The organism is Bacillus sp. ISL-75, from assembly GCF_018613095.1.
The window spans coordinates 194,832-218,771 of the sequence record NZ_JAGGQX010000038.1; the positions used below are offsets into that span (position 1 = coordinate 194,832).

Sequence of the window (23,940 nt, forward strand, 5' to 3'; positions counted from 1 at the left end):
CAGTGGAGTTTCTACCGCTACACCTAAACTTTTTAGTAGTTTAGCTTACAAATACAACTTAAGTGTTCTTATAATGAAGTTCGCATTACAACCTTTTTCTTGTGGTGGAAAAGAAGTAATAGGATAAGAATAAAGAAATAACGAGCAAATAGGTGGGGAAAGAATACACCAATTTCCAACCGTGAAATGTAAAGACATGCAATCTTACAATGACAAATTCAAAACAAATCGCAAAGAGGGACCAACTTAGAATATAAAGGACAATTTTCATTCTCTTGGGTCTAAACCATTCATAAAAATACACACAGAGATACCCAAACGGAGCATAGACTCCGCTTAATACAATATCGAACACTTCATACTTCTCCGAATCATTGATTCGATATAAATCATAAGGAGATATGGCAGCAATGGTATGGTCGATGATGTTCGGTATTGCTAAACTTAATAGGACGATTAATATGCAGTTTTTTTGGTGTAACACAAAAAGAAATGAGAATTAGTAAAGTGATGGATGAGATGATGGTTATATTCATAAACTTAACAAGTTATGGGATAAATCAAAAATATTCCATAAAATAATAAGCCACATAATAGAAAATACCCAAGCTAGCAGTGGTTTAGTATGATGGATCCACAAAATAACAACGCATGGAAAAAATGCATTTTGTAACACCCAACAATTTTTCTTCATTATTATCAATATTTCTAAAGAGAATGGGATTAGTCAAAGAAAATTAAATAGTGACATAAGCAGTGGGGAATTAAAAAAGGCTGAAAGATTGAAACATCCTGTTCACTTTCACTTGATACGTTCTAAAGGACGTAGAGGCCAACACACAAATGAAATAAAAAAATCTCCAGTTTCATTATCGTACAATCATTTCTTACATTCTCCAATATCATATATTAGTAGATTGAAAAGGTGGTGATTTAAAAGTGTCGGATCGAAACTGGAAGAGATCCTCAGCGGCCTATGGTTATGTTACTCTGGTAGGTACGGAGGCTATACTAGTAAATCCAAATGAGAATATCCACTTTAACAAACATGGCTCATTAAAAAATATAAGATTTTCCCTTCATGATGGTACTTTAACCGTTTTAAAATCTGGAGACTATAAGATTGAATATACTTTGCTAATCGATGGTCCTGCTTCAACTTCGGTATATGGAATTTTCTTGAATCATTCTTTGGTTCCTGATCATCTAACCAACTTTGGGATAACAAGGCAAGTGAATAATGCTACGCTAATGCTTGTAGGACAAGCAATTATCCATATTCCCAAAATGGCCACCATTGAGCTTAGAAATATAGGAGCTGCTACAGACACCCTATTACCTATTTTACAGAACAGAAGTATAAATGCTGCATCATTATCCATTGTGAAACTTAGTTGAAATAGATGTCTTGCAAATGAAAAAGAAGGGACCACACCATTTTGTTGTGGTCCCTAGTTTAATGTGCATTTCTTTATGTGATTAACATGGAAAATCGATTGGAACGTTAAAAATTCCCTGCATTTTTGATGATAGGATTTTCGCTCTTTGTCCTTAATTTTCTAATATCTAGACGAATGAGGAGTTAAACGGCTAGAGCTATGACAAATATCCCTGAAAAAATGACTAAAGTCCCCTGATAGCTTCCGGTGGTCTCCCTGACCCAGGATACAAAGATTGGACCTACTAGACCAGCTGAAGCCCATGCAGTCAAAATGTAGCCATGAATGGCTCCAAGCTGCTTAGTTCCAAATAAATCGCCGATATAAGCAGGTATAGAGGCGAATCCTCCTCCATAACAGGTCATGATCATATAAACAAAGATCGAAAAAAGAATTCCCACTACTATATTTGGCAGCATAAAAAAGGCAACGATTTAAAAAGCAAAAAATAGTGTGTAAACATTGTGCCTTCCGATGTAATCGGAAATGGAAGCCCAAGCTATCCTTCCTGATCCGTTAAATAACCCCATGATTCCAACCATTGCCGCTGCTCCGGCAGCCGACATCCCTGCTAACTCTTGAGCCATTGGAGAGGCAACAGAAAGAATCGCGATTCCACATGTAATAGTTGCGAGACCTCTCCTGTCAGGGACCACTTTACCAGCGTGGAAACAGGTGTGATGTAACCAACCCCCAACCCAATTCCTGCAATCATACCGTAAAATAAATAGAGTAATAGCAATGATTCTAAATGAATGGCTAAACCTGCCCCAGCAATTCCAGCTCCAAAAAACAGAGCGCTAAGTGTACCAGCCGCTCTCGGTCCAAACTTCTCGACAAAGTGCCCTAGAAAAGCTGCTGATAAACCTAAAAATAGAATCGCCAAGCTAAACGTAAACGAAATTTGCTTCAATCCCCACCCCATCTGTTCTTGCAGCGGTTTTGTAAAAACACTCTAGGCGTAAACTGAACCAATTGAAATATGAATTCCAACCGCTGAAAGAGCGATTAGCCAACGATTTTTTGTTTGCATCCTTCCGTCCCCTTTTTCAAGTTGTATTTCCAAGCTGTGAGTTGATTTCAAATCGTACTTAGTCGTGAGTAACGATCATTTTGGAAGCTGCTAATACGGCTCGCTGCCTTGCCTCTTCGACTGATTCTCCGCTGCTTAACACTACTGCCATACGTCGTCCTACTTTTGTTTCTGGTTTTCCAAAAACCCTTACCTGTGTATCTGGGATGGATAAGCTTTCAGAAATTCCAGCTATTTGGTAGGTATTGCTTTCCTTCGTTGCTTTAATCGTATGACTTGCACCAGGTTTCAATAGCTGAACATATGGAATCGGGTAGCCTAAAATTGCTCTTACATGTAAGGCAAATTCGGATAGGTCTTGAGTTACCATTGTAACCATCCCCGTATCGTGAGGCCGTGGCGACACTTCACTAAAATAAACACCTTGTGGAGAAAGAAATAATTCAACTCCAAAAAGTCCGTACCCGCCAAGAGCATCAGTGACTTTTTTGGCGATATCCTGCGCTTTTGCGATTTGTTCCGTTGACATGTCATGCGGCTGCCATGATTCAATATAGTCACCATCTTTTTGAACATGTCCTATTGGTGCACAGTAGGTTGTTCCTGAAATGGAACGGACTGTTAGTAGTGTAACTTCCGATTCAAAATGGATAAATTCCTCGACAATCACCCGAGTTTTTTTGGCTCTTCCACCTAAAATAGCCTCGTTCCAAGACCATTCTACATCCTCGATCGAACGGCAAACAGTTTGCCCTTTTCCAGATGAACTCATGATTGGTTTAATCACGCATGGAATCCCGATTTCTTCTACAGCATCCCTTAATTCCTCTAATGTGTTCGCAAAAGCATATTTCGCTGTAGGGAGCCCCAGTTCCTCGCTTGCCAAGCGTCGGATTCCTTCCCTATCCATGGTCAAGTTCACAGCTTTAGCCGTCGGTACAATACGAAATCCTTCGTTTTCAAGGCCGATTAAGGTTTCTGTTGCGATCGCCTCAATTTCAGGAACTACCAAATCCGGCTTCTCTTGTTCGATCACTCTGCGAAGTTCTTCTCCATCCAGCATGTCCACCACATAGGAACGATGGGCCACCTGCATTGCCGGAGCGTTTTCATATCTGTCTACAGCTATGGTCTCAAGTCCTAAACGCTGAGCCTCGATGATCGTCTCTTTACCAAGCTCACCAGAACCTAGTAACAACACTTTTTTTGTCTGTGTACCAAACATCTTACACAACCCCTTATTGTTTGTTTTTTTGCTTATATTAACCCATATTTACTCTTCGTTCAAGTGATATTCTCGCACAAAATACGAACATTATTTAATATTTTCATAAGTTTCATTCGTCATTTTTCTTGAAAGCGTTACTATTTTTTAACAGATGTACTTCTAGCGTATGTGAAAAAATATGTAAAAAGCAAAAAAGAGAGACAACCCTGATGCCACCTTTTCATGGTCTCGTAGGTTCATTCTTTTTCTCAATTAAAAAAACAGGTACTTGAGCTATTATCAGCTCACTACCTGCTTTTTCTTTAAGTTCCATTGCCTCTATTTATCTATTGTTAAATCCATCCTTCTAAATCGCAAGGATGGTTTTTTATGTGCTTTACTTTTATTACCTTTTTGTTAATTCATATAACGATATTCCTTCAAACTATTCAAAATAGAAATCTCCTGTAATAGTTCTTTACCAATATTCGTTTCTCTTACTTTTTTTCTCCATCCACTACTCTTTTTACCGATAATACATCCGTACCGTCACTTAATACATCTTCTTTTGAATGAAACTGTTTATGAGCAACCAATTGCTACCGTAGGAATTATATAGTAACGTGTATCCTGCTATACCTGTTACAGATTGATAGGGTTTTGAGAACCCACCATAGATAAGATTCCGGTTTGAGTCGTATGTGGATTCGTAAGAAGATAAAGACAGAAGAATTTGTCCTCTGGAGTCATCTCCTCTGATACCATTGGATTCTTCCAAAAATCAGTACGTACCATTCTAAACTTTGCCATCTTCAACCACTACCTTTCTCTTAAAAAATTCCTTCATACTTGATATATAAATAAATAAAGAAAATGGTCATATGTTTTTCAATAATATGTGAATACTTTATGACACCTTTTCATCACCTTGTCCTTTGCGCAGGATTTAGGTGAAAGCCCGCATCCTTTGCACTTCTACGATATCGAGATTGGCGGGGTAAAGCGAATCGCCAATTTTCAAATTTGAGGGCATTTTTTGAGCGTAAACGTCAAAAAACGCCTTCAAATTTGATTTTTGAAGGCGTTTTTTGCATTTTTGAGTGATTTTTAGATTATTTTTGTGTGAAGGCGTTTATCTGGTTATACTTCCGAGGGGATTTATTGAAATTTTTGATTCGCAACTAATAGTATTTAAAAACCTTTAAATCATGCGAACATACATTTTTTTCCTTAATGCCTAATTTACTATCGAACTTAGATTGGATTTACCTGCTTTAACGACTCATCTATTTTTGTACATAATTTACTTATTCAGGATGGAGAAATATATCGTCGCCTTTTAAACCAAAAAGATTGCAGAGCCAAGGTACATAGTTCAAACGTGGATAACCACTTTTTCATTTGCACCAAGTAATATATATATTGAATTTATTGCATCTGCCTAGACAATCCTATTTCTTTTCAAAATTAGCTCAGAGAAATCCATTTTTTATTGTATCAACCCCTTCGATGTTGTCGTTAACTAATACTAGTAATTCTCCATCTATCATCTGTTATTCTTAGTTTCATTTACTACTTGGTCGAAAGCGTTAATGATTACCGAGTGTCCCGTAATCCCTACATAACAGGCTCCCATTTCGAAACTTTTCGCTGCTCCTGCTGAGTTTGCTGCTACGGTTCCGACCTTAAATCCATGCTCATTGGCGATTCTAAACAACTCATGGATTGACTGTTTTACTTTAGGATGATTTGCTCCCTCTGCCTTAAATCCCATACTGACTGATAAATCAGTGGATCCAATAAATGCCATGTCTATACCTGGCACACTCATAATTTCCTTAAAGTTGTTCACAGCCTCTGGTGTTTCAATATGAACACTGACTAGGAGATTCTCATCAGCTTCTATAAAATAGGATTCACCACCATCCCTTCCAAAACGTGCAGCCCGGATGGCAAAAGCGGCTCCCCTTTGTCCATGCGGCGGAAATTTAGCTCTTTTCACCACCCGCTCCGCATCTTCTTTTGTATTAACCATAGGTACTTGAATACCTTTTGCTCCTCGATCCAATGCCTTTTGAATGCTTGATGGATCATAAGAAACCCTGATAATTGGGACTAAACCAACCAACTCTGCAGCCCTTACCATGTTTTCAATTTCCGAATGACTAAATGCCCCATGTTCATCATCAATTACGACAAAATCATATCCAGAATATCCAATCATCTCGATCAGTGAGGGTGAGTAAATTCCAAGAAAAACCCCCAGTACTTTTTCTCCATTCCTGATCTTTTCCTTCACTTTGTTAATCACTTTATTCACTCCTTTAATCAATATTGTTAATACGGAAATTTCCGATTTATAGGTGTTGTATTACGATTTTTACTCTACCTAACTAATCAGCCAGTCACGTAAAACTGTTGTAACCTCCTTAGGCCGTTCCATCGTACATAAGTGACCACAATTTTCAATAACTGCGAGTTTTGCATTAGGAATGACAGAAGCAAGATATTCATGCATTTCAATGGAACAAAGTTCATCCTGGCGTCCAAGAATAACAAGTGTTGGAGATTTAATTGAGGATAAATGCTCCCTTACATCCGGACGAGTCATAAGTGCGTTCATTTGTCTGCTCATTGCATTAGGTCCGATGTCTTCAGCCATTTGTATAATGGTTTTAACTAAATTATCATCCTTCTGTCTATGAGGATGGATTAAAACAGGCAGCAAATACTTTTCGGTAATATCCATAAATCGTCCGTTATTAGCCATGGCAATAAAATTTTCCCAGCCCGCGATCTGTTCTGAGTGTGGAGGGGTAGGGTTGGTATCCAGCAAAGCTAATCTCTTGACCCTTTCAGGGGCTTGGCGCATTAATTCCATCGCAACAATCCCGCCCATAGACAGACCAGCAAGGCAAAATTCTGATGGGGCTTCTCTTAATATCGATTCCGCCATCCCTTGGATTGTATCGTTCTGTGTCAAATCACCAACTTGGATATTCGCCACATCTGACAATTGTTCTATTTGATATTTCCAAAGACTTTCCGTGCACAGTGTCCCTGGAAGCAAAATTAAATCTTCTTTACTCATCATTATCCCTTTCTTGAATATGTATTTTATCTTCTGAAACTAATAAAAGAATCAGCAAGAATCTCCCCGAAGCAATTCTTTGAAAATAATATTTTAATAAAATCGTGTGAATCAGCATTGGAACCTCCTCAGCTCCTTAAATTGCTGTCCATCCTCCATCAACTCTAATGGTCTCTCCCGTGATAAAATCTGACATTTCAGAAGCCAAAAATAGAACCGATCCTGTGACATCAGAAGGGCGGGCCATTTTCCCCAGTGGAATCCTGCTTATCACATCTTGATAAAAGTCTTGATCCTCAAACATTTTTTTTGTAAAATCGGTCTCTATAAAGGTTGGGGCAACTGCATTAACCTTTATATTATAAGGAGCCCATTCAATGGCCAATGCTTTCGTAAGCTGAACTGCTCCACCTTTACTAGAACAGTAGGACGCTCGTTTAACATATCCAACAAAAGCCATTTGTGAAACAATATTAATAATTTTCCCTTTTCTTTGGGAAACCATATATTTCCCGGTCTGTTGGGAACAAAAGAACACTCCTTTCAAATTAGTGTCCAGTACCCGATCCCAATCCTCTTCTGTCACTTCAAGCGCGGGTTTCGGAATATTTATTCCTGCATTATTGACAAGAACATCAATGCCTCTCATCCGAGAATATGCTTCATCAACCATTAAATTGATACTCTTAATATCTTGCATATCACAAGCAATATAGGAACAATCGGGATTATATTCTTTTAATTGATCTGCTGTTTCTTTAAGGGAAAATTCTTCCCGCCCCGTAATGATGACTGTTGCTCCTAGTTTGGCAAAAGAATGGGCAATTTCCTTTCCAATTCCTTTATTTCCACCCGTAACAATCACCTTTTGACTCTTTAGGTCTGTAAAATAGTCCACGTCTTTCCCTCCACTTATATCTACTTGCTATCTCAGGAATAAAGGTGTTACTATGGAACTTGCGAATCTCTTAGTCTTTGAAAAAATCGCAACCCTCAAGTTATCTGAAACAGAAAACTTGGGGTTACGATCATATTTTATAAATACTTATTTATAATTTAAGCAACCTATTGTTTTCATCTAGATATAAGCCGGTTTCCCTGGCAGCGCTTACCACTTCAGGTGCCCATTCAAGCTTGGGACGTTCATCCCCGCTGTTAATAATAAAGAGGAATCCCGTTTCCTTTCCAACACTTTCAAAACGTCGAATCACATCGGCTGGAATAGACATAACGTCCTTAGCTTGTAGTATCACTTCCCCGTCTTCTCCTCCATCTCCTAAAGAAACCTTCCATTCACCGCTTTGAACGAAAACGACCTGCTTTGTTGATTGTTTGAATGGATGGAAACCATTGCCCTCCTTAGATTCCACTAACTCGAAGGTAAAAGAATGCTTAGTGTTTAGCATTGTTGGACGCTCGACAGCCTCCGCCATGCCCGGTCCAATCAAACCATAGCTTTTTTTGTCCCCACCGGGAAGTCGGCAATCCAAGTATGACTCTTCGTAAGGAATCCGGTTTTCGAACCGAAATATATGTTTGCTCATTTCTTCTGCGTTTATTTTAGGAACCTTAGCCAATTCTTCATTGCTGATCGGCATCACTACGTTTGCATCTTCAGGAATTTCCTGGCCAGCTGTCGTATCAATTAAACGTCCATCCTCAAGCAAAACTAGTCCATATCCTTCAGCGGCACGCAGTACTTGAGGAGCCCAGGTAACCTTTCCAGGGTTATCTTCACCTAAAATGCAAAACAAGAAACCGTCGTCAGATCCTATATTTTCGAATGCCCGGAAAATCTTAGTAGGAATGGAGAAAACGTCTCCCTCTTTTAAAATAGTCTCTCCTTCTGTCCCATCATTCCCCCAGAAAAAGCGCCATGTCCCTTTGGCAACTATAAAAACCTCTGCAGTTAAGTGAGAATGAAGCGAGTTTTTTATTCCATGAGGCATAGCAGCCGCTCCAAAGTTAAATCCATGTGCTTCCTCTAAATTGATTACCCTGTTGCTGCTTTCTGATACTCCAGGTCCAATAATGGTATAGTTATCTTTTTTGTCTGAACCAGGAGTTTTCGCATCAATAAAAGCCGCTTTGTCAGAAACCAAATCCTCGAACCGAATGACTCGCTTTTTATATTCTTCTTTTGTTATCGTTATCAAAATTTATTTTCCTCCCTTACATAAATTTTTATATAAAAAATTAACTTGTCACAGTTTTCTTTCCATATCGTCTAACTCGAAGTAATGCTTGTTCACGATGACCCATGAAATTTTCTAATTCACATAAACGAGCAGCATATTCACCAATATAAGCACTCGCTTCTGGAGTACATTTTTGATAAGTACATGTCTTAATGAATTTTCCAACCCAAAGTCCTCCTGTGTAACGTGCAGCCCCCTTCGTTGGAAGGGTATGGTTTGTTCCAATTACCTTATCTCCATACGCAACATTCGTTTCTGGTCCTAAAAACAATGCCCCGAAATTTTTCAGATTGCTTAAGAAATAGTCAGGATTTTCAGTAAGTATTTCTACATGTTCAAATGCTAATTTATTAGCTTCAACTACAGCCTCTTCCAGTGTGTCAACAACAATAATGATTCCGTTTTCTTCCCAAGAAACCCTTGCTACGTCAGCCGTTGGCAGGACTTTTAATTGCCGCTCTATTTCAATTAAGGTTTCCTTGGCAATCCTGGCTGAGGTGGTAATTAAAGCTCCTGGGGAAGTCGGGCCATGTTCGGCTTGACCAAGAATATCACAGGCGATCATTTCAGGGTCAGCTTTGTCATCAGCGATTACTAATGTTTCAGTTGGTCCGGCCAGCAAATCAATGCCTACTATTCCGAAAAGCTGGCGTTTCGCTTCAGCCACATAGGCATTTCCTGGTCCGACAATCATATCTACCGGTACAATTGTTTCTGTACCGATCGCCATTGCAGCTAAAGCCTGAACTCCGCCAAGGATATATATTTCATCTGCACCTGCCAGTGACATGGCTGCAATCGTTGCAGCTGGAATTTCCCCATTAATCGGGGGCGTACATGCGATGACCCGTTTTACTCCTGCCACTTTTGCAGTTAATACGCTCATATGTGCCGAAGCAACCATCGGATACCTTCCACCAGGAATATAGCATCCTACACTATCAATTGGGATATTTTTATGACCCAATGTTATTCCTGGTAATGTTTCCACTTCAATATCTCTAATCGAGGATTTTTGTGCCTCTGCAAACCTTTTTACTTGAGCCTGTGCAAATTTAATATCGTTAATCGTTTCCTCGGGTACAGAATTAATAATTTCCTTAACTTGTTCCTGAGATAGTAGAAAACTCTCAGGTACCCATTTGTCTAAGCGTTTAGAAAACTCCCTTACAGCACTATCTCCATTTTTCTTTACCTCTTCTATCATGGACTTAACTGTTTGGTATACCTGCTCCTCTGACTGAGCTAGTTCTTCAACCGTTTTTCCAACCTTTAAATACTGAGCCATCCGCATACACTCCTATTAAAATATCAAAAAATATTTTTTCCTTTAATACTGCTCTAAGAAATTCCAGCCCTAACTTGACGAATCAAGTAATAAAGGGCCGGGAATTATGTCAAAATGGAAACAGGACCTGTGGTCTTTCGAATAATGAGTTCGGGTGCTAATTCAATTTGAATAGATTTCTCCATCACTTCATTTCCCTCAATTAATAGAAGCAGATTTTCCAATGCTAGAGTAGCCATGGTAACGATATTTTGAGAAACAGTAGTTAGACTGATTAAATGGTTGGCAGAAAAATTTATATTATCGTAACCTATGATAGAAAGATCTTCCGGCATTCTGAGCCCTTGCTTAGCTGCTGCATCCATTATCGCTAATGCGATTTGATCAGAACCAGCAAAAATGGCAGTTGGCCTATTGTGAGTAAAGAGACGTGTAATAACAAAAGTGATAATTTCTTGGAAAGTCAATTCACCCTTATAAACCAAACTTTCATTATATGGAATATTATATTTTTTTAATGCATTAACATAACCTATGTGCCGCTGATAAAGATTCAAAAATCGATCAGGTCCCGAGACAAATGCGATTCTTTGATGACCGAGATTGATGAGGTGTTCTGTCGCTAAATAACCACCTCTTTCATTATTTAGCACAACAAAATTGGCATGCTCATAATCATCCACCGGGCTATTATATAAAATAATAGGAAAACCAGATTGATATAGTTCATTGATTTTTTTATTAGACCGATTAATTGAACCAATAATAATCCCATCCACTCTTTTTCCAATAAGAGTCTGAATGGCTTGATCCAGATTATCATTTTGATAATCAGTGTAGCTTATGATGACATCATAATTTTGGTCATTGGCTCTTTTCATAATAATGCTAGATGTCTCAGCGTAAAATGGATTTGTAATATCACCAATGATTAAGCCGATTGTCCTTGTCTTCTTTTCCGCTAAACTCCTGGCAATCTCATCCCGTGTAAAATTAAGTTCCTTAATGGCAGATAGAACCTTTTTTTTCGTATCTTCCTTAATATGCGGATAATTATTTAATACCCGCGAAACTGTTGATTGGGAAACACCAGCTTTTCTTGCGACATCATAAGCATTAATACTATGTTTCATTTCTACCTTCACATTAATCATTACCCCTTTTGAATCCGCATTCATATATTTACCCGATTGATTAATTCATGGTGTAGTAACATAGTAAAAAAATTTATTTAGCTGTTGGTACTTCATCCTCGGTTAAACGAATGGCAGCCGAGAGACGATGTCCCTCAAGACCTTCAATATCTGATTGTTTAGCAGCATGTGATGCTAGGTATTGTACACCATCCCCTGTAATCTGTTGATGGGTGATTACCTTAACATAACTTCCTACCCACAGCCCTCCCGTATATCGGGCAGCTCTATTCGTTGGCAATGTATGGTTAGTTCCAGAAACCTTATCGGAAAATACAACTGAACTATCAGAATCTATAAAAAGTGAACCGTAATTATGAAGCTGCTCCATCAGAAGTCTACTATCTCTTACATGTAAATGCAGATGTTCGATCGCATAATCATTACAAATATCAATTCCTTCTTGTAAAGACTCTGCATAGATAATTTCTCCCAAATTGGACCATGATTCATACGCTGGGGAACTTGGAGAAAACTCTTGAAGCAAATGTTCAATTTCGTCCACGGTTTGTTTAGCCAGGTTACGAGAGGTTGTAACGAAAATGGCTCTTGCAAATGGATCATGTTCCGCCTGGGCCAAGAGGTCAGCAGCACATTTTTTGGGATTTGCTGAATCATCTGCAAAAACCATTATCTCGCTTGGACCAGCAATAAGATCTATCCCTACTTTTCCGAATACTTGACGTTTGGCCTCTGCAACAAATCGGTTTCCTGGGCCAGCTATGATATCCACTTCAGGGACTGATTCTGTTCCATAAGCCATGGCAGCAATAGCTTGGGCTCCCCCAATGGCAAATATATCGGTTGCACCTGATTTCACGAGCCCGTAAAGGACGGCAGGGTGGATACCCCCATTAAAGTTTGCCGGACTGCATGCAACGATTTGTTTAGCTCCAGCTACTTTTGCAGGTGCAACAACCATAGGACCAGATGACAATAGTGGGAATCTTCCTCCTGGTACATAGGCTCCAACTTTTTCAATTGGAATAATACGATGGCCCATATGGATTCCTGGCCCGAATTCTCTTTCGAATGGCATTAAACACTCAAGCTGGGCCTGAGAAAATGCCGAAACTCGGTCCACCACCCGGTCAATTAATTCTTTCACTTCATCTGAGAGTTTACTGATGCATCTTTCAATTTCCTCATCGCTTACTCTTAGAGGACGGTCCGACTGACTGAAACGTTTTTCATACTCTTTAACACCAGCATCGCCTTCTGACCTAACAACTTCAATAATCTCTTTCACTGTTTGTTCAACATCATTAGAATATGTCTGTTCATATAATTTTGCCTTTTTTAAGTATTCCAACTTACTGCCTCCTTTTTTATAAAAAACTAAGCCCAATACTGTTAATCACGAAACTCCTGTAAAATTACCATCTTCTGTTTGAACATTCCCAGCTGCTGCCTTTTCTTCTGATTCAGGCAAATAGATTTGCCGCAATACTTCCATTCCGTCAAATAATAGCCACTCTTCTACGATTCTTTCATTTCTTACTTTATAGTGACTAATTCCAAAGATATCAATCGGTTTTCCACTTGGCACTCCAAAATAACCAGTGCCCTCATGCATTCCTTGTAACCGCCAGCGAACAGCAACATCCCAGTCTTGATTACTCTCTCTCCTGTTGCAAGTAATCCGTTCAAGTACTAATTTTGCATTTGGTACTGAAGCAAATAGACTAAGAAACATCCCTTGAATCTCATTAACGCCGACAAGATCTCTGTTACAGACATAATGAAGAACTGCTTTTTCTTCATAGAATTTTTTAACAAAGTTAAAGGAACGTCTCTCCCAAACTTTATTAAACAGCTCAAGCATAAATTCCCCAATTTCAAATTCAACTGATGATGGTATGAAAAGTTTTGGAGGAAGTCCTGCCTCTGCTGTTTCTGGAAGGCCAAAACTTAACGAAGGGGCAAGTTTTTGAGTGCCTAACGCTACTTTCTTAGCCACCTCAATGGGGTCAAACCCCAATTGTTGAACAAGATGATAAGTATCCATTACCAGCCATTCTTCATAAATCTTATTGGAATGAATCAGACAATCTGCCGTTGTTCTAAACATAACTTTTTTACCAGTTGCCGGTCCATAATAGCTGTCACCGGTATTAGTCGCAACGGATCTTCCTCTGTGAGAAGTAAAAAATCCATCTTGGTCATTGCCCGACCAAACAACACTCCAGCCTAATCCTTTTCGATCCGGAAAAGAATGCAGCGTTTGAAGAGTTCCGGAAATTACCTCATTTATTCCATGGCTGTTAATTAAGCCTTTGTGAATGCTTACCCCGGTACTGTAGGTATCATAAATTAAGCCAATATCTTTTTCTTTCCAAATTTGGCGGGTTATTTTAACAATATAATCAACAATATTGTTATACTCCTCATTAAACCCTCTCATGCTTTGTTTTTTCTGGTCAACAGGACTAATATTGACATAGTCATAATCATCCTTAGAATCGATTGGATTCACTTCACTTGAGTCAGCATAAAAGATTAAATTTCCCCTATTCTTTATTTGAATGTTACTCTTTTTCTTATCTTCTGTTTTAATCATCACACTGGTTTCTTCTTTAGTTAATGTTTTCTCCATTTGCTGAACCATCCTTTTATAAATAATTATTGGCTAATCAGGCAATCACTCTTTATTTAACTCCGCCTGAAGTCATTCCTAAAATAAATTGCTTTCTTACTATCAACATAAAAATGATCGTTGGTATAACAAAGATGATTCCCGCTGCAGCCATTTGATTCCATAAGACTCCCTTTTCCCCATTAAAGAATGACAGGGCGACCGGTAATGTAACAGCCTCTTGATTTGTTAAAACTAATGCGAACATAAATTCATTCCATGTGATAACAAAGCAAAAAACGGTAGCTGTAATAATTCCCGGTTTAGCAAGAGGTATTAAAACATGCCATATTACTTGAAGTCGATTTGCTCCATCAATCGTTGCGGCTTCTTCCATATCCTGTGGAATTTTATCAATAAATCCCTTAAGAAGCCAAATACCATAAGGAATTGTATGACCTAAGTTAACAATGATTAGGGCGAGTGTTGTATCAAGCAATCCCCAATTTCGGAACATGATAAAGTATGGAATAACGTTAACAATTAATGGAATAAATTGTGTCGCTAATATTGCAAACAAAAATAATTGTTTCCCAGGGATTTTGAATCGGGAAAGACTATATGATGCAAGGATACTCACTGGCATTGTTATAAGCAGTGTTACAAAAACAACAATGGTACTGTTATAATAATATTTTCCAATATTAGATTGACTAAAGACAGTCTTAAAATTGTCTAGAGTAGCCTGAAAAAAAATGCTTGTTGTATAAACTTCCTGTTCCGGCTTAAATGCTGTAATAGCAATCCAGAAGATAGGAAGGAAAAGAAACACCGCAACAAGAATGACACCGAACCCTTCAAAAATGGAAGCAAACGAAACCTTGTTATTTTTTTTGTTTAAACCCAATGGTTCACTCAACAATTCTGATTTACTTTCTTTTTCACTTAAATCTAATGCACTGCTCATTAATTCCAGTCATCTCCTTTGACAAGCCTTCTCATGTAAATTACGACAAACCCAATGGTGATCATCGCTAAAATATAACCGAGCGCAGAGGCATATCCCATATCAAAGAAGCGGAACCCTGTTTTATAAATAAGGAAATTTAACACTTCAGTGGAATCTCCTGGTCCTCCTTGAGTAAGTGTAGCAATAGGGTCAAATGCCTTTAATGAAAACATTGTCATTAAAATGGAAGCAATCAAAATAATGGGTCTTAGCATCGGTAATGTAATATGTATTAGAGTTCTAATTCGAGATGCCCCATCCACCTGAGCCGCTTCAAACACTTCTTTTGGCATGCCCATTAAACCACTGATAAACATTAGACTCATAAACGGAAGCCAAATCCAAACAACTACGGAAACTAGTGCTGCCATTGCTGTTTGTGGGGTGCCTAACCAAACTACATCTGCCAAAGGCGGCAAGAAAAAATCAATAATTTTATCGAATAAACCATAATCTGAATTTAGCATGAATCGCCAAGAGTAACCGATTAGAGCAGCACTCATTGCAAAAGGAATAATTAAAACTGCGCGCAGATAAGAAAGATAACGCTTTTCTTTACTTAACAGGAGTGAAACCCCGATACTCAGTACAATGGTAATAAGTACAGTCAATCCAGTAAAAATTAGTGTAATGACAACGCTATTCCAAAATTGTGAGTCCGAAAAGGCGCGTATATAATTTTCAAAGCCAATAAAAGGACCCATTTCTGTTGATTTCTTTAAGTCCCAAGTATGGAGACTGATCCAAAACGACCTAATAAGAGGGTAAATTGTCGTTGCTAAAATAAGAATGAGCGCAGGAGCAAGGATTGTGTATTTAAAAACATTATTTTTCATTTAAAGTCCCTCCTAAGTAGTGTAGTAGGGTAATAGGAAACATCAATTGTGACATTTACACCCAATAGAGTACCAGATCCCCTATCTTGAAAGGTTTAGAAGAAATTAGACACCTTCTAAACCTTTATTGATAGGTGTATTTTAATCTTCAAATGTTACTTATAGTATCCAGCTTTATCCAAGAGCTTTTCAACCTGCTCTGAGGCTTTATTAAGATTAGATTCAACCGGTTCACCTGTCGCCATTTTTGAGATGGCCGCACTAATAATATCCGCGACTTGTGGCCATTCCTGTATTTTTGGCAATGCACGAGAATTCTCAAAATTATCAGCTGCCACATCATAAAACCCATCGCTTAAACTATTAAGTTCCTTATTTCGGAGGTTCTCAGTTTGTGTGATTACGGTAGATTGCACTTCAGCCGGGACTTCATTTTTAACCGTCTTCATTACAATATCAAGTTCTTCCTGAGGCTCTGCAATCCACTTCAAAACTTCCCATGCAGCTTCTTTATTTTTAGACCCCTTCATCATTGCCAATGGGAAAGATGAAACGTTTGCTTTGCTATCTTTCCCTTCCCATCCGGGAACAGGGGCAAACCCTACATTTCCTGCAACTTCTGGAGCAGCTGATTCTTTGCTGTTGAATTCAGAGAACACCCACCACCAGCCTAACCACATGGCAGCCTTACCTTGTTTAAAGAATGTACGAGAATCTTGTTCACCAAAGGTTACAGAACCCGGCGGTGCCACTTTATCTTTTACAAGAAGATCAATATAGCGTTGCGTAGCCTCTACACCTTCCTTGGATGCAAATGTTGGTTTCATATCTTTATCAAAAATGTCACCGCCATTACTCCATAAATAAGCTGTCCACATAAATAGGTTTTGACCATTATTACCTGCAGCATAGTACGGAACGACACCAGATAAGTCAGTGTTGTCGGTAATTTTTTTACTTGCTTCCTCAAACTCTTTCCAAGTGGTAGGAGGTTGAATGTTTAATTTTCGAAAGATATCTTTACGATAAAACAGCATTTGAACGTGAGCCCTTACCGGCAAACTCTGAATCTTACCATCAAATGTGGATAGATCAATCGCTGCTTTTGGCCAACGATTTAAATCAATATTGTCCCTTTTTACATAGTTATCAAGAGGTTCTACAAACTGTGAAATAGAAGAACCCATGGAATCAAGGTGTGCAACTAAATCGTACGCCCCACCATTTGCAATACCGTCTGTGGTGATGTCTTCTAAAAGGTTTTCATAAGGAGTTTCAATAAATTTTACTTTAATGCCCGTTTTTTTCGTAAATTCTTTGGATCTTTGCTTCCATGCGTTAAATTGGCCAACACCGCCAGCTGAAAGTAATACTTTCACTGTTTTCCCCTTCAAAGAATCTGCACTCGGTTTGGTTTCGCCGTTTGAAGATTCTGAATTACTACATCCAGAAATAATAAGGGTTACTAGCATTAAGAGAACAGCGAAAAAACGAAATCCTTTTTTTATACTCATTTGCACATTCCTCTCTTTTAATAGGTTGACTTAAATTTTTTTAGGTACATCATTTCTTGTAAAAAATGTTTTGTATATGACATTGAGCTATTAATAATTTTAGACCTTTAATAAAAGTGCACATACGGTAGATCATTATTAATAAGCTAAATGATTTGCTGGGGTCTGGAGTTTGTTAAGTACTGTATTTTTTCAACTTAACTGGATGAAATATCTTGACGTAAAATTATCTGAAGGCTGTTTGAAGGATTATTGTGTAGTTTCTGTGGTGTGGTGGTATTTCAAAAAGTTTTTTATTATTGTTACAAGATTTGTTTTGAATCCGCATTCAATCATAAAAATTACCTTTTGATTAGATTTTTTTATGAATCCGCATTCACAAAAAATATTTTCTATTTTTTATCTGCGCGAAGATTCTAAAAAACTCCATTGGAGAACCTATTTAACTACTTACTGCTGATTTTTTCATTTGAATCCGCATTCATATATTTCTTTTACTCTATTTAGATTTATTTCAAAAAAAATATAAGCTGCTAGCTAGCATTGAATACGCATTCCTTATAAACAATATATTAAACTTGAAAACTATCTATGTCAATACTGAATATTCTAAAAAATTTAAAAATTAAATATCATATTTAAACAATATAAATCTGTAATGTTTTAATTTATTACACTTTCTCGCTTAATTTTTTACGATTTTTTCCCTTATTTTATAAAAATCCAATAACATGGCTTGTTCATATGAATGCGCATTCCTTATCAAAAGGTCCTCTCTATGATGATTTGCTATTAATTGCAGACCAACTGGAACGGATCCATGTGATAAACCGCAAGGAATGGAAAGCGCAGGAAGGCCCGTTATATTAAATAAACAAGTATATCGAATCATGCATTCATCGATCGATTCCATCTCTCCAGCTAACAAGAACTCTTTAATCCCTATGTCTGGTGGCCCTATAGGCATAGTTGGAGTTACTAAAATATCAACAAGGTCAAAAAGTTTGCTTATATCTCTAGTCATTTGTGCTCTTTTGTTTAAGCCATCAATGTATGAGTGGGCGGAAATAGATTTACTCTTATCAAATGTGTTTATTGCTTCCTCACTATATTGGGATAGCGATAACTTAATTAATTCACTATGGAAATAACCAACTTCGGAGGTAGCTAATACATGTGCAATTTTTCTTGGATCATCGAAATTCGGAATTTCAAGTTCTACTATTATTGCTCCTAACCTTTCAAAAGTATTTAATGCATTCTTATAGAAACTCAAAACATCATTATCTATCCTTTCATAAAAGTACTGCTTAGGAACCCCAATTCTCATTCCTCTTATGTCAGAAATACAATTATTCGTGAATGTTTTCTTTGTGATAGCCTCCATCATGATAGCTAAATCTTCAACATTTCGAGCAATTGGACCTGTATGATCGAGGGAATTGGATAATGGCATTATACCTCTCATATTTACTAAATCATATGTTGGTTTTAACCCTATCACACCACAGCACGAAGAAGGTACTCGAATGGAACCTGCAGTATCGGTGCCGATTGACCCCATACAAAGATTAGCTGCAACGGCAACTGCTGAACCACCACTTGAACCGCCAGCTGTAACATTGTCATTCCAAGGATTCTTAATATCACCGAAAAAGGAATTTTTTGAGGTAATACCAAATGCAAATTCATACATATTGGTTTTTCCAATGTTCACAGCACCTTCAGAATTAAGAGCTTCAACAACACTTGCATTACTTGCAGGAATTCGATTTTTATGAATAACAGAACCGCTCGTTGTTAATATCCCTTTAGTATCAATGTTATCCTTGTAAGAAATTGGTATGCCCTCAAGAATTCTTATATCTCCTCCTTCCAATATTCTCCTTTCTGAAATTACAGCTTGGTCAAAGGCTTTTTCTTCATTAACTGTAATAAAAGCATTAAGTTTTGGGTTATGAGTTTTTATTTGTTTCACATACTCCTCGAGGATTTCTACAGGAGAAAATTCTTTTTCCCTATATCCGTTAATTATTTCTCTTATTGATTTTTCCAATACCATATATGCCCCCTTAATAATCCTTTAGTTCTGGAATCAAACTGTTTTAAACATCTTTTTTTCCTTTGTTTAATTCTACATCAATTCGAAATATCCTTTATTTTCTGAAAATACTCATTATAATATTCCATTATTAAATAGAGTTACTATTTTTGAATATAAAGGGATTGAATTTACTAGTACTTAAAAGCCTTGACAACTTTATATTGGACCTGAAGGACCTATGGAGGGTATTTCAAAGATGGAAGGCAATTTCCTTGGTAACATTAGCAATTTCATGAACATGAAGGTAACCATTATGGTTGAATCCAACAGAATTATTGTAAAATTTTGTACTTAAACTAAAGTGCTTCGTTAGTACACTAAGAAAGGCTGCCAATGTTTGATCGGCAGCTTCAAGATGTTAATTGATAAAACCCTTTTGTGTTTTGATGTAAGACATCTGAAACTTCCGCAGCGGAAAGCTTCTTGAGCAGTGCGATTTTCCTTATGGATTCCTCCATCATATTCGGATGGGTCATTTTCCCTGCAAATAGACCTTCAAATGGCCAAGGACCATCTGTTTCAACCATCATAAGCTCGAGAGGATAGACGCTGACAAGCTGCTGGATTTCTTGTTCATACACCACATCCGGGGTAATAGAAATATGGTAGCCGTTTCTTATCATTCGGTCTATTGTATTCTGATCCCCTTTAAACCAATGAAAATGCGCTTTGGAAACAGAATATTTTTCGAGAAGGTCACAAACGAGAGGCGCATCATCGTAAACAGCATGAAGAACAATCGGTTTGTCCCATATTTTCGCCTTACTTATAAACACTTCTAATACTTCAAAATAAGGAGCAATCGATATCCCCTGCTCTTGCCTTAAGTAGTATGGCAGCCCCACCTCTCCTACAGCAATCATCTCGTCACGGTGGTCGTCCATCCAATTTAGCAGCACGTTTAGCTCGTTTTCAGAAGGCAATGCTTGTTCTGGATGGTAGCCAAATGCAGGTTTTACCTTTTGATATTTTTGTGAAAGCAAAAGGTTTCTTTTACTGGAATCCAAATGAAAGGATACAGAAATCAAGGCTTCGATATGGGCTGAATCCAATACAATCCGTTTGATTTCCTCATCCTGATAGCGATCCAAATGTATATGAGCGTCGATCATGTTCATTTGATTTCACCTACTAATTGGTAATATACATCCCTTTTCCGTTGAATAAAGCTTTCATCTAGTAGAATACCTTCGTGCCGCGGCCTTTCAAATGGAACCTCTATGTTTGAAACGACCTTTGCTTGCTTACCAGACAGCATCATCACTCGATCGGATAGAAACAGTGCTTCCTCAATATGATGAGTAATAAAAAGAATCGTCCTTCGATGTGATTCCCACATTTCCAATAACCATTTCTGCATTTCAAATCGGGTTAGCTCATCTAATGCTGAAAAAGGCTCATCAAGACAGATCACCTCTTGCGGGCTCAATAAGGCACGGATAAAAGCAGCCCGCTGCTTCATTCCTCCAGATAGCATGTGAGGATAGGCGTTTTCATAATCAGAGAGTCCTGCAATCGCCAGCATTTCTCGTGCTGCTTTTACGTCTTTTTTTCCCTGAAGCTCTTGGCCAAGAAGGACATTTTCAAGTATCGTCCTCCACGGGAAAAGAGAAGAAGTTTGAGGCATATAGCTAATAAAACCACGCTTTCCATTAACGCACTGGTTGTCTAATAGGATCTCCCCTTCATCTGGTGAAAGAATTCCTCCTATTAAATTGAAAATGGTGCTTTTCCCACTACCTGAAGGGCCAATAATAGAAACAAATTCATCTTTATTAATGGAAAAATCAAGGTCATTCAGTACTTCATTTTGCCCGAAACGTTTCGAAACGTTTTGAAAACGAAGATAGCTCATTTTTTCTCATCCCCTTTCTGCTGCCATCGAACCACTCTTCGCTCCATAAAAACGATTAAAAAGAAAAATAAGAGGCTTAAGAACATGATGGTAAAAATGGCAACGAACACCCGGTCCGTTCGAAAAGACGACGATGCGAATGTCATAAAGACACCAATCCCCTGCTTAGCACCAAGCCATTCAGAAATAACGGCACCCATTACACTATACGTGGCAGAAACCTTAAAGCCTGAAAAAATCGAGGGCAACGAAAACGGCAGCTCCAATTTCCAAAAAAGCTGTGTTTTGGATGCACCTGCCATCCTCATATAATGCTTCAACTCTGAAGGGGTTTGGCTAAATCCATCTAAGGCGGCCACTGTAATGGGAAAGAAACAAACAAGGGTGATGACAATCATTTTGGGCAATAAGCCAAACCCAAACCAAATCACCAACAGTGGAGCCAGAACGATAATGGGAACATTTTGCGATAAAATCAATAATGGATAGAAAGAATCCCTTAAAACAGGCACCAGATGGAATAAAACGGCGACCGCCAGTCCAATGAATGCTCCAACTACAAATCCAAATAGTGAAATTTTAACCGTTGAAAACACATCTGGATAAAAATCACGCCAACCGGCAATGGCCTCTGTGAAAATCTTTGATGGCGGCGGAAGAAGCCATTCCGGCACTTCTGCTATTTTAACGACAATCTCCCAAATGACAAACAAAAGGAGGAGAACCAAAATCGGTCTCCACCCTTTTACAAGATTCTTCCTCATGATCGATATTTCTCCGTTAAGTCATCCATGGAAATACCTGTTGGCTGATAAAGGATTTTTACTTGAGAAATGACATTTTTGCTTCCCATTTCAATCATTCGTTCATTCATTTTTGAAATCACAGTAAATAATTCGTGCAGTTCGCCTTCCATGGTTGTTTCTAACGGGTGTACCTCATATTTCACACCAGATTCAGCAATGACTTTAATGGCTTCATCAACGTATGGAATGACGTCTTCTCCATCCTTTGTTTTCGGTATGATTTGAATGCTGATTAATGAATTCGCCATGTTTTACTACCCCCTAGTATTTTGGTAAAAATTCATTTGTAAATGCTTTTTTCGCATCTAGTTTCTTGTCGAGAAGCTTATTATCATACATCCATTGGGCATAATTTTCCCAAACCTCTTGCTTTTGAATTCCCCATTCCTTTGCATCATCCTGATATTTTGGAGACAACCATTCTTGACTCTTCTTTACAAGCTTTGGATCTAAATCCGGTGCTGCTTTAATCAGGATATCTGCCGCTTGATCAGGGTTTTTAATGGCAAATTCATACCCCTTGGCAGCGGCATTTACGAACGCCTTAACCGTTTCAGGGTCCTCTTTGATCATTTTCTCGTTTGTTTCTAAAACAGGTGTATAGTAGTCCAGTTTGTCAGAGTAATCTGTTAAGTAAACCATATTAATTTTTTCATTACGAAGCTCTGCTTCTACACCAGTCCACCCATAGTAAATCCAAGCGAAATCGATGTCTCGTTTCACAGCCGTAAAAAAGTCCGTATCACCCATGTTCACGATTTTCACCTTATTGGCATCGGCGTTTTCCTTTTTCATGAGAGAAGTGATGACAGATTTTTCGACTGGCGAGCCCCATCCACCATATGTTTTTCCTTGAAAATCTTTCGGAGATTGAATCTGTTTGCCAGCTGGTGAAGCGAATCCTGATGTATTGTGTTGAATCACTGCAGCGATCGATACGAGTGGTACCCCTTGAATACGTGCCTGGGTAATCGCTTCTTGGTAGCCAACACCAAACTGCGCCTTGCCAGAAGCTACAAGTTGGTCAGCACCGGTCTCACCCGGCATGATAATATCCACATCCAAGCCTTCTTTTTTAAAGAATCCTTTTTCTTTTGCTACATATAATCCAGTATGATTGGTATTTGGCGTCCAATCCAGTACAATCGAGACCTTTTTAAGCGGCTGTTTTTTTTCTTTTGCGTTTTCTGTTTCTTTTTTGCTGCTGCATCCAGTCACTAAAAGGACTGAAAGGACTAGTACTAGCCATTTCTTCATGTAGAATCCCCCATATGTAAAATAAAATCGAAAGTGAAACAAATGAAAGAGAGTGAAACCTAAGTGTTGGTTAGAAGGCAAAAACTTGCTTAAACAAAATAAAGCACCCAGGTAAAGAAACCTGAGTGCATATCAGCAAACAATTAATTGTTTAAGAATATGTTCCCTCCGCCGGTATCAACCAGATCAGGTTCCAAGGGTCATCGTCTCACGGACTAAATCTCAACCGGCACCACCGGTTCCCCCACATTACTCGTATTCCACTTCATATCCTACTATTATATCAGTCAAGGCAGACAATGCCAACTGCTTTTATCTATTTATGCTTGTTAACAAATACTTCCTATCATGAAACATCCAGTTCTCATCTTCTGTTGGCACGTAAACAGAGGTTAATTCACCTGCACGAAATAACTTTGCTAGTTAACCTACGGTGTTACGAGTAAGGAGCTAGTTTCGTTCATGATAACTTATACGAACAGGGGCATTATTTGAGGATCCGTCTATATCCAATCATTTCAACTAATACAAAAAA

21 protein-coding genes, 2 pseudogenes and 1 riboswitch are annotated in these 23,940 nt (G+C 38.2%); of the genes and pseudogenes, 1 reads left to right on the forward strand and 22 read right to left on the reverse strand.

Features of this window, described 5'->3' with window-relative positions; genetic code table 11:
• Positions 1 to 939 precede the first annotated feature (939 nt).
• Positions 940 to 1,398, forward strand: coding sequence for a hypothetical protein (locus J7E63_RS16830; RefSeq protein ID WP_215014453.1), 459 nt, complete (start codon positions 940 to 942; stop codon positions 1,396 to 1,398).
• Positions 1,399 to 1,585: 187 nt separating this feature from the next.
• Here the strand turns inward: J7E63_RS16830 and J7E63_RS16835 are convergent.
• The 22 genes and pseudogenes from J7E63_RS16835 to J7E63_RS16935 all read right to left on the reverse strand — a co-directional run.
• Positions 1,586 to 2,472 (reverse strand): annotated as a pseudogene (locus J7E63_RS16835) (MFS transporter); the annotation flags it as partial.
• A gap of 58 nt (positions 2,473 to 2,530) precedes the next feature.
• Positions 2,531 to 3,697: a phosphoribosylglycinamide formyltransferase 2 gene (purT, locus tag J7E63_RS16840; RefSeq protein ID WP_215014455.1), complete on the reverse strand. Its 1,167-nt coding sequence runs from the start codon at positions 3,695 to 3,697 to the stop codon at positions 2,531 to 2,533.
• A 399-nt stretch (positions 3,698 to 4,096) separates the two neighbouring features.
• Positions 4,097 to 4,361 (reverse strand): annotated as a pseudogene (locus J7E63_RS16845) (fructose-bisphosphatase class III); the annotation flags it as partial.
• Positions 4,322 to 4,489 (reverse strand): hypothetical protein, encoded by a 168-nt coding sequence (locus J7E63_RS16850; RefSeq protein WP_374193748.1) that lies wholly within the window; start codon positions 4,487 to 4,489, stop codon positions 4,322 to 4,324. The pseudogene J7E63_RS16845 and the gene J7E63_RS16850, both read right to left, overlap by 40 nt.
• A 736-nt stretch (positions 4,490 to 5,225) precedes the next feature.
• The gene (locus J7E63_RS16855; RefSeq protein WP_215014457.1) at positions 5,226 to 5,990 is read right to left on the reverse strand and encodes an HpcH/HpaI aldolase family protein; all 765 of its coding nucleotides are present in this window, start codon (positions 5,988 to 5,990) and stop codon (positions 5,226 to 5,228) included.
• Positions 5,991 to 6,068: 78 nt separating this feature from the next.
• Entirely contained in the window at positions 6,069 to 6,773 is a 705-nt protein-coding gene (locus tag J7E63_RS16860; RefSeq protein ID WP_251033577.1) for an alpha/beta fold hydrolase, read from the reverse strand.
• Positions 6,763 to 6,888 carry a hypothetical protein gene (locus J7E63_RS30190; protein WP_285289945.1) on the reverse strand — a complete coding sequence of 42 codons (126 nt, stop codon included), beginning with the start codon at positions 6,886 to 6,888 and terminating at the stop codon, positions 6,763 to 6,765. The genes J7E63_RS16860 and J7E63_RS30190 overlap by 11 nt, the downstream gene beginning before the upstream one ends.
• Positions 6,889 to 6,906: 18 nt before the next feature.
• Positions 6,907 to 7,668 (reverse strand): SDR family NAD(P)-dependent oxidoreductase, encoded by a 762-nt coding sequence (locus J7E63_RS16865; RefSeq protein WP_215014459.1) that lies wholly within the window; start codon positions 7,666 to 7,668, stop codon positions 6,907 to 6,909.
• Positions 7,669 to 7,819: 151 nt separating this feature from the next.
• A complete protein-coding gene (locus tag J7E63_RS16870) occupies positions 7,820 to 8,926 on the reverse strand; it encodes a cupin domain-containing protein (RefSeq protein ID WP_215014461.1) in 1,107 nt (368 codons plus the stop codon).
• A 40-nt stretch (positions 8,927 to 8,966) separates the two neighbouring features.
• Positions 8,967 to 10,256 (reverse strand): histidinol dehydrogenase, encoded by a 1,290-nt coding sequence (gene hisD, locus J7E63_RS16875; RefSeq protein WP_215014463.1) that lies wholly within the window; start codon positions 10,254 to 10,256, stop codon positions 8,967 to 8,969.
• Between the two features lie 104 nt (positions 10,257 to 10,360).
• Complete coding sequence (locus J7E63_RS16880) at positions 10,361 to 11,410, reverse strand: LacI family DNA-binding transcriptional regulator (protein WP_215014465.1); 1,050 nt, start codon at positions 11,408 to 11,410, stop codon at positions 10,361 to 10,363.
• A 73-nt stretch (positions 11,411 to 11,483) separates the two neighbouring features.
• Complete coding sequence (hisD, locus tag J7E63_RS16885) at positions 11,484 to 12,761, reverse strand: histidinol dehydrogenase (protein WP_215014466.1); 1,278 nt, start codon at positions 12,759 to 12,761, stop codon at positions 11,484 to 11,486.
• Positions 12,762 to 12,806: 45 nt separating this feature from the next.
• On the reverse strand, positions 12,807 to 14,045 hold the full coding sequence (locus tag J7E63_RS16890) for an ester cyclase (protein WP_215014468.1): 1,239 nt from the start codon (positions 14,043 to 14,045) through the stop codon (positions 12,807 to 12,809).
• A 52-nt stretch (positions 14,046 to 14,097) separates the two neighbouring features.
• Positions 14,098 to 14,991 (reverse strand): carbohydrate ABC transporter permease, encoded by an 894-nt coding sequence (locus tag J7E63_RS16895; RefSeq protein ID WP_215014470.1) that lies wholly within the window; start codon positions 14,989 to 14,991, stop codon positions 14,098 to 14,100.
• Positions 14,991 to 15,869 (reverse strand): carbohydrate ABC transporter permease, encoded by an 879-nt coding sequence (locus J7E63_RS16900; protein WP_215014472.1) that lies wholly within the window; start codon positions 15,867 to 15,869, stop codon positions 14,991 to 14,993. Before J7E63_RS16900 ends, J7E63_RS16895 begins: the two co-directional genes overlap by 1 nt.
• A 155-nt stretch (positions 15,870 to 16,024) precedes the next feature.
• A complete protein-coding gene (locus J7E63_RS16905) occupies positions 16,025 to 17,383 on the reverse strand; it encodes an ABC transporter substrate-binding protein (RefSeq protein WP_215014474.1) in 1,359 nt (452 codons plus the stop codon).
• A gap of 685 nt (positions 17,384 to 18,068) precedes the next feature.
• Positions 18,069 to 19,439 carry an amidase gene (locus J7E63_RS16910; RefSeq protein WP_215014476.1) on the reverse strand — a complete coding sequence of 457 codons (1,371 nt, stop codon included), beginning with the start codon at positions 19,437 to 19,439 and terminating at the stop codon, positions 18,069 to 18,071.
• 398 nt (positions 19,440 to 19,837) lie between these two features.
• Complete coding sequence (locus tag J7E63_RS16915) at positions 19,838 to 20,605, reverse strand: TatD family hydrolase (RefSeq protein WP_215014478.1); 768 nt, start codon at positions 20,603 to 20,605, stop codon at positions 19,838 to 19,840.
• Positions 20,602 to 21,342, reverse strand: a complete 741-nt coding sequence (locus tag J7E63_RS16920) for an ABC transporter ATP-binding protein (protein WP_215014480.1) — start codon at positions 21,340 to 21,342, stop codon at positions 20,602 to 20,604. Before J7E63_RS16920 ends, J7E63_RS16915 begins: the two co-directional genes overlap by 4 nt.
• The gene (locus J7E63_RS16925; protein WP_215014482.1) at positions 21,339 to 22,106 is read right to left on the reverse strand and encodes an ABC transporter permease; all 768 of its coding nucleotides are present in this window, start codon (positions 22,104 to 22,106) and stop codon (positions 21,339 to 21,341) included. Before J7E63_RS16925 ends, J7E63_RS16920 begins: the two co-directional genes overlap by 4 nt.
• Positions 22,103 to 22,396: a thiamine-binding protein gene (locus tag J7E63_RS16930; RefSeq protein ID WP_098933751.1), complete on the reverse strand. Its 294-nt coding sequence runs from the start codon at positions 22,394 to 22,396 to the stop codon at positions 22,103 to 22,105. The genes J7E63_RS16925 and J7E63_RS16930 overlap by 4 nt, the downstream gene beginning before the upstream one ends.
• Before the next feature lie 13 nt (positions 22,397 to 22,409).
• A complete protein-coding gene (locus tag J7E63_RS16935; RefSeq protein WP_215014484.1) occupies positions 22,410 to 23,405 on the reverse strand; it encodes an ABC transporter substrate-binding protein in 996 nt (331 codons plus the stop codon).
• A gap of 146 nt (positions 23,406 to 23,551) precedes the next feature.
• Positions 23,552 to 23,661, reverse strand: a riboswitch (TPP riboswitch).
• Positions 23,662 to 23,940 lie beyond the last annotated feature (279 nt).

Coding starts and splice junctions, on each gene's coding strand:
- purT (WP_215014455.1), bottom strand. CDS start 3,697: ATGTTTGGTACACAGACAAAAAAAGTGTTGTTACTAGGTTCTGGTGAG.
- J7E63_RS16850 (WP_374193748.1), bottom strand. CDS start 4,489: ATGGCAAAGTTTAGAATGGTACGTACTGATTTTTGGAAGAATCCAATG.
- J7E63_RS16860 (WP_251033577.1), bottom strand. CDS start 6,773: ATGATGAGTAAAGAAGATTTAATTTTGCTTCCAGGGACACTGTGCACG.
- J7E63_RS30190 (WP_285289945.1), bottom strand. CDS start 6,888: ATGCTGATTCACACGATTTTATTAAAATATTATTTTCAAAGAATTGCT.
- hisD (WP_215014463.1), bottom strand. CDS start 10,256: ATGGCTCAGTATTTAAAGGTTGGAAAAACGGTTGAAGAACTAGCTCAG.
- J7E63_RS16880 (WP_215014465.1), bottom strand. CDS start 11,410: ATGATTAATGTGAAGGTAGAAATGAAACATAGTATTAATGCTTATGAT.
- J7E63_RS16890 (WP_215014468.1), bottom strand. CDS start 14,045: ATGGAGAAAACATTAACTAAAGAAGAAACCAGTGTGATGATTAAAACA.
- J7E63_RS16895 (WP_215014470.1), bottom strand. CDS start 14,991: ATGAGCAGTGCATTAGATTTAAGTGAAAAAGAAAGTAAATCAGAATTG.
- J7E63_RS16900 (WP_215014472.1), bottom strand. CDS start 15,869: ATGAAAAATAATGTTTTTAAATACACAATCCTTGCTCCTGCGCTCATT.
- J7E63_RS16905 (WP_215014474.1), bottom strand. CDS start 17,383: ATGAGTATAAAAAAAGGATTTCGTTTTTTCGCTGTTCTCTTAATGCTA.
- J7E63_RS16915 (WP_215014478.1), bottom strand. CDS start 20,605: ATGAACATGATCGACGCTCATATACATTTGGATCGCTATCAGGATGAG.
- J7E63_RS16920 (WP_215014480.1), bottom strand. CDS start 21,342: ATGAGCTATCTTCGTTTTCAAAACGTTTCGAAACGTTTCGGGCAAAAT.
- J7E63_RS16925 (WP_215014482.1), bottom strand. CDS start 22,106: ATGAGGAAGAATCTTGTAAAAGGGTGGAGACCGATTTTGGTTCTCCTC.
- J7E63_RS16930 (WP_098933751.1), bottom strand. CDS start 22,396: ATGGCGAATTCATTAATCAGCATTCAAATCATACCGAAAACAAAGGAT.
- J7E63_RS16935 (WP_215014484.1), bottom strand. CDS start 23,405: ATGAAGAAATGGCTAGTACTAGTCCTTTCAGTCCTTTTAGTGACTGGA.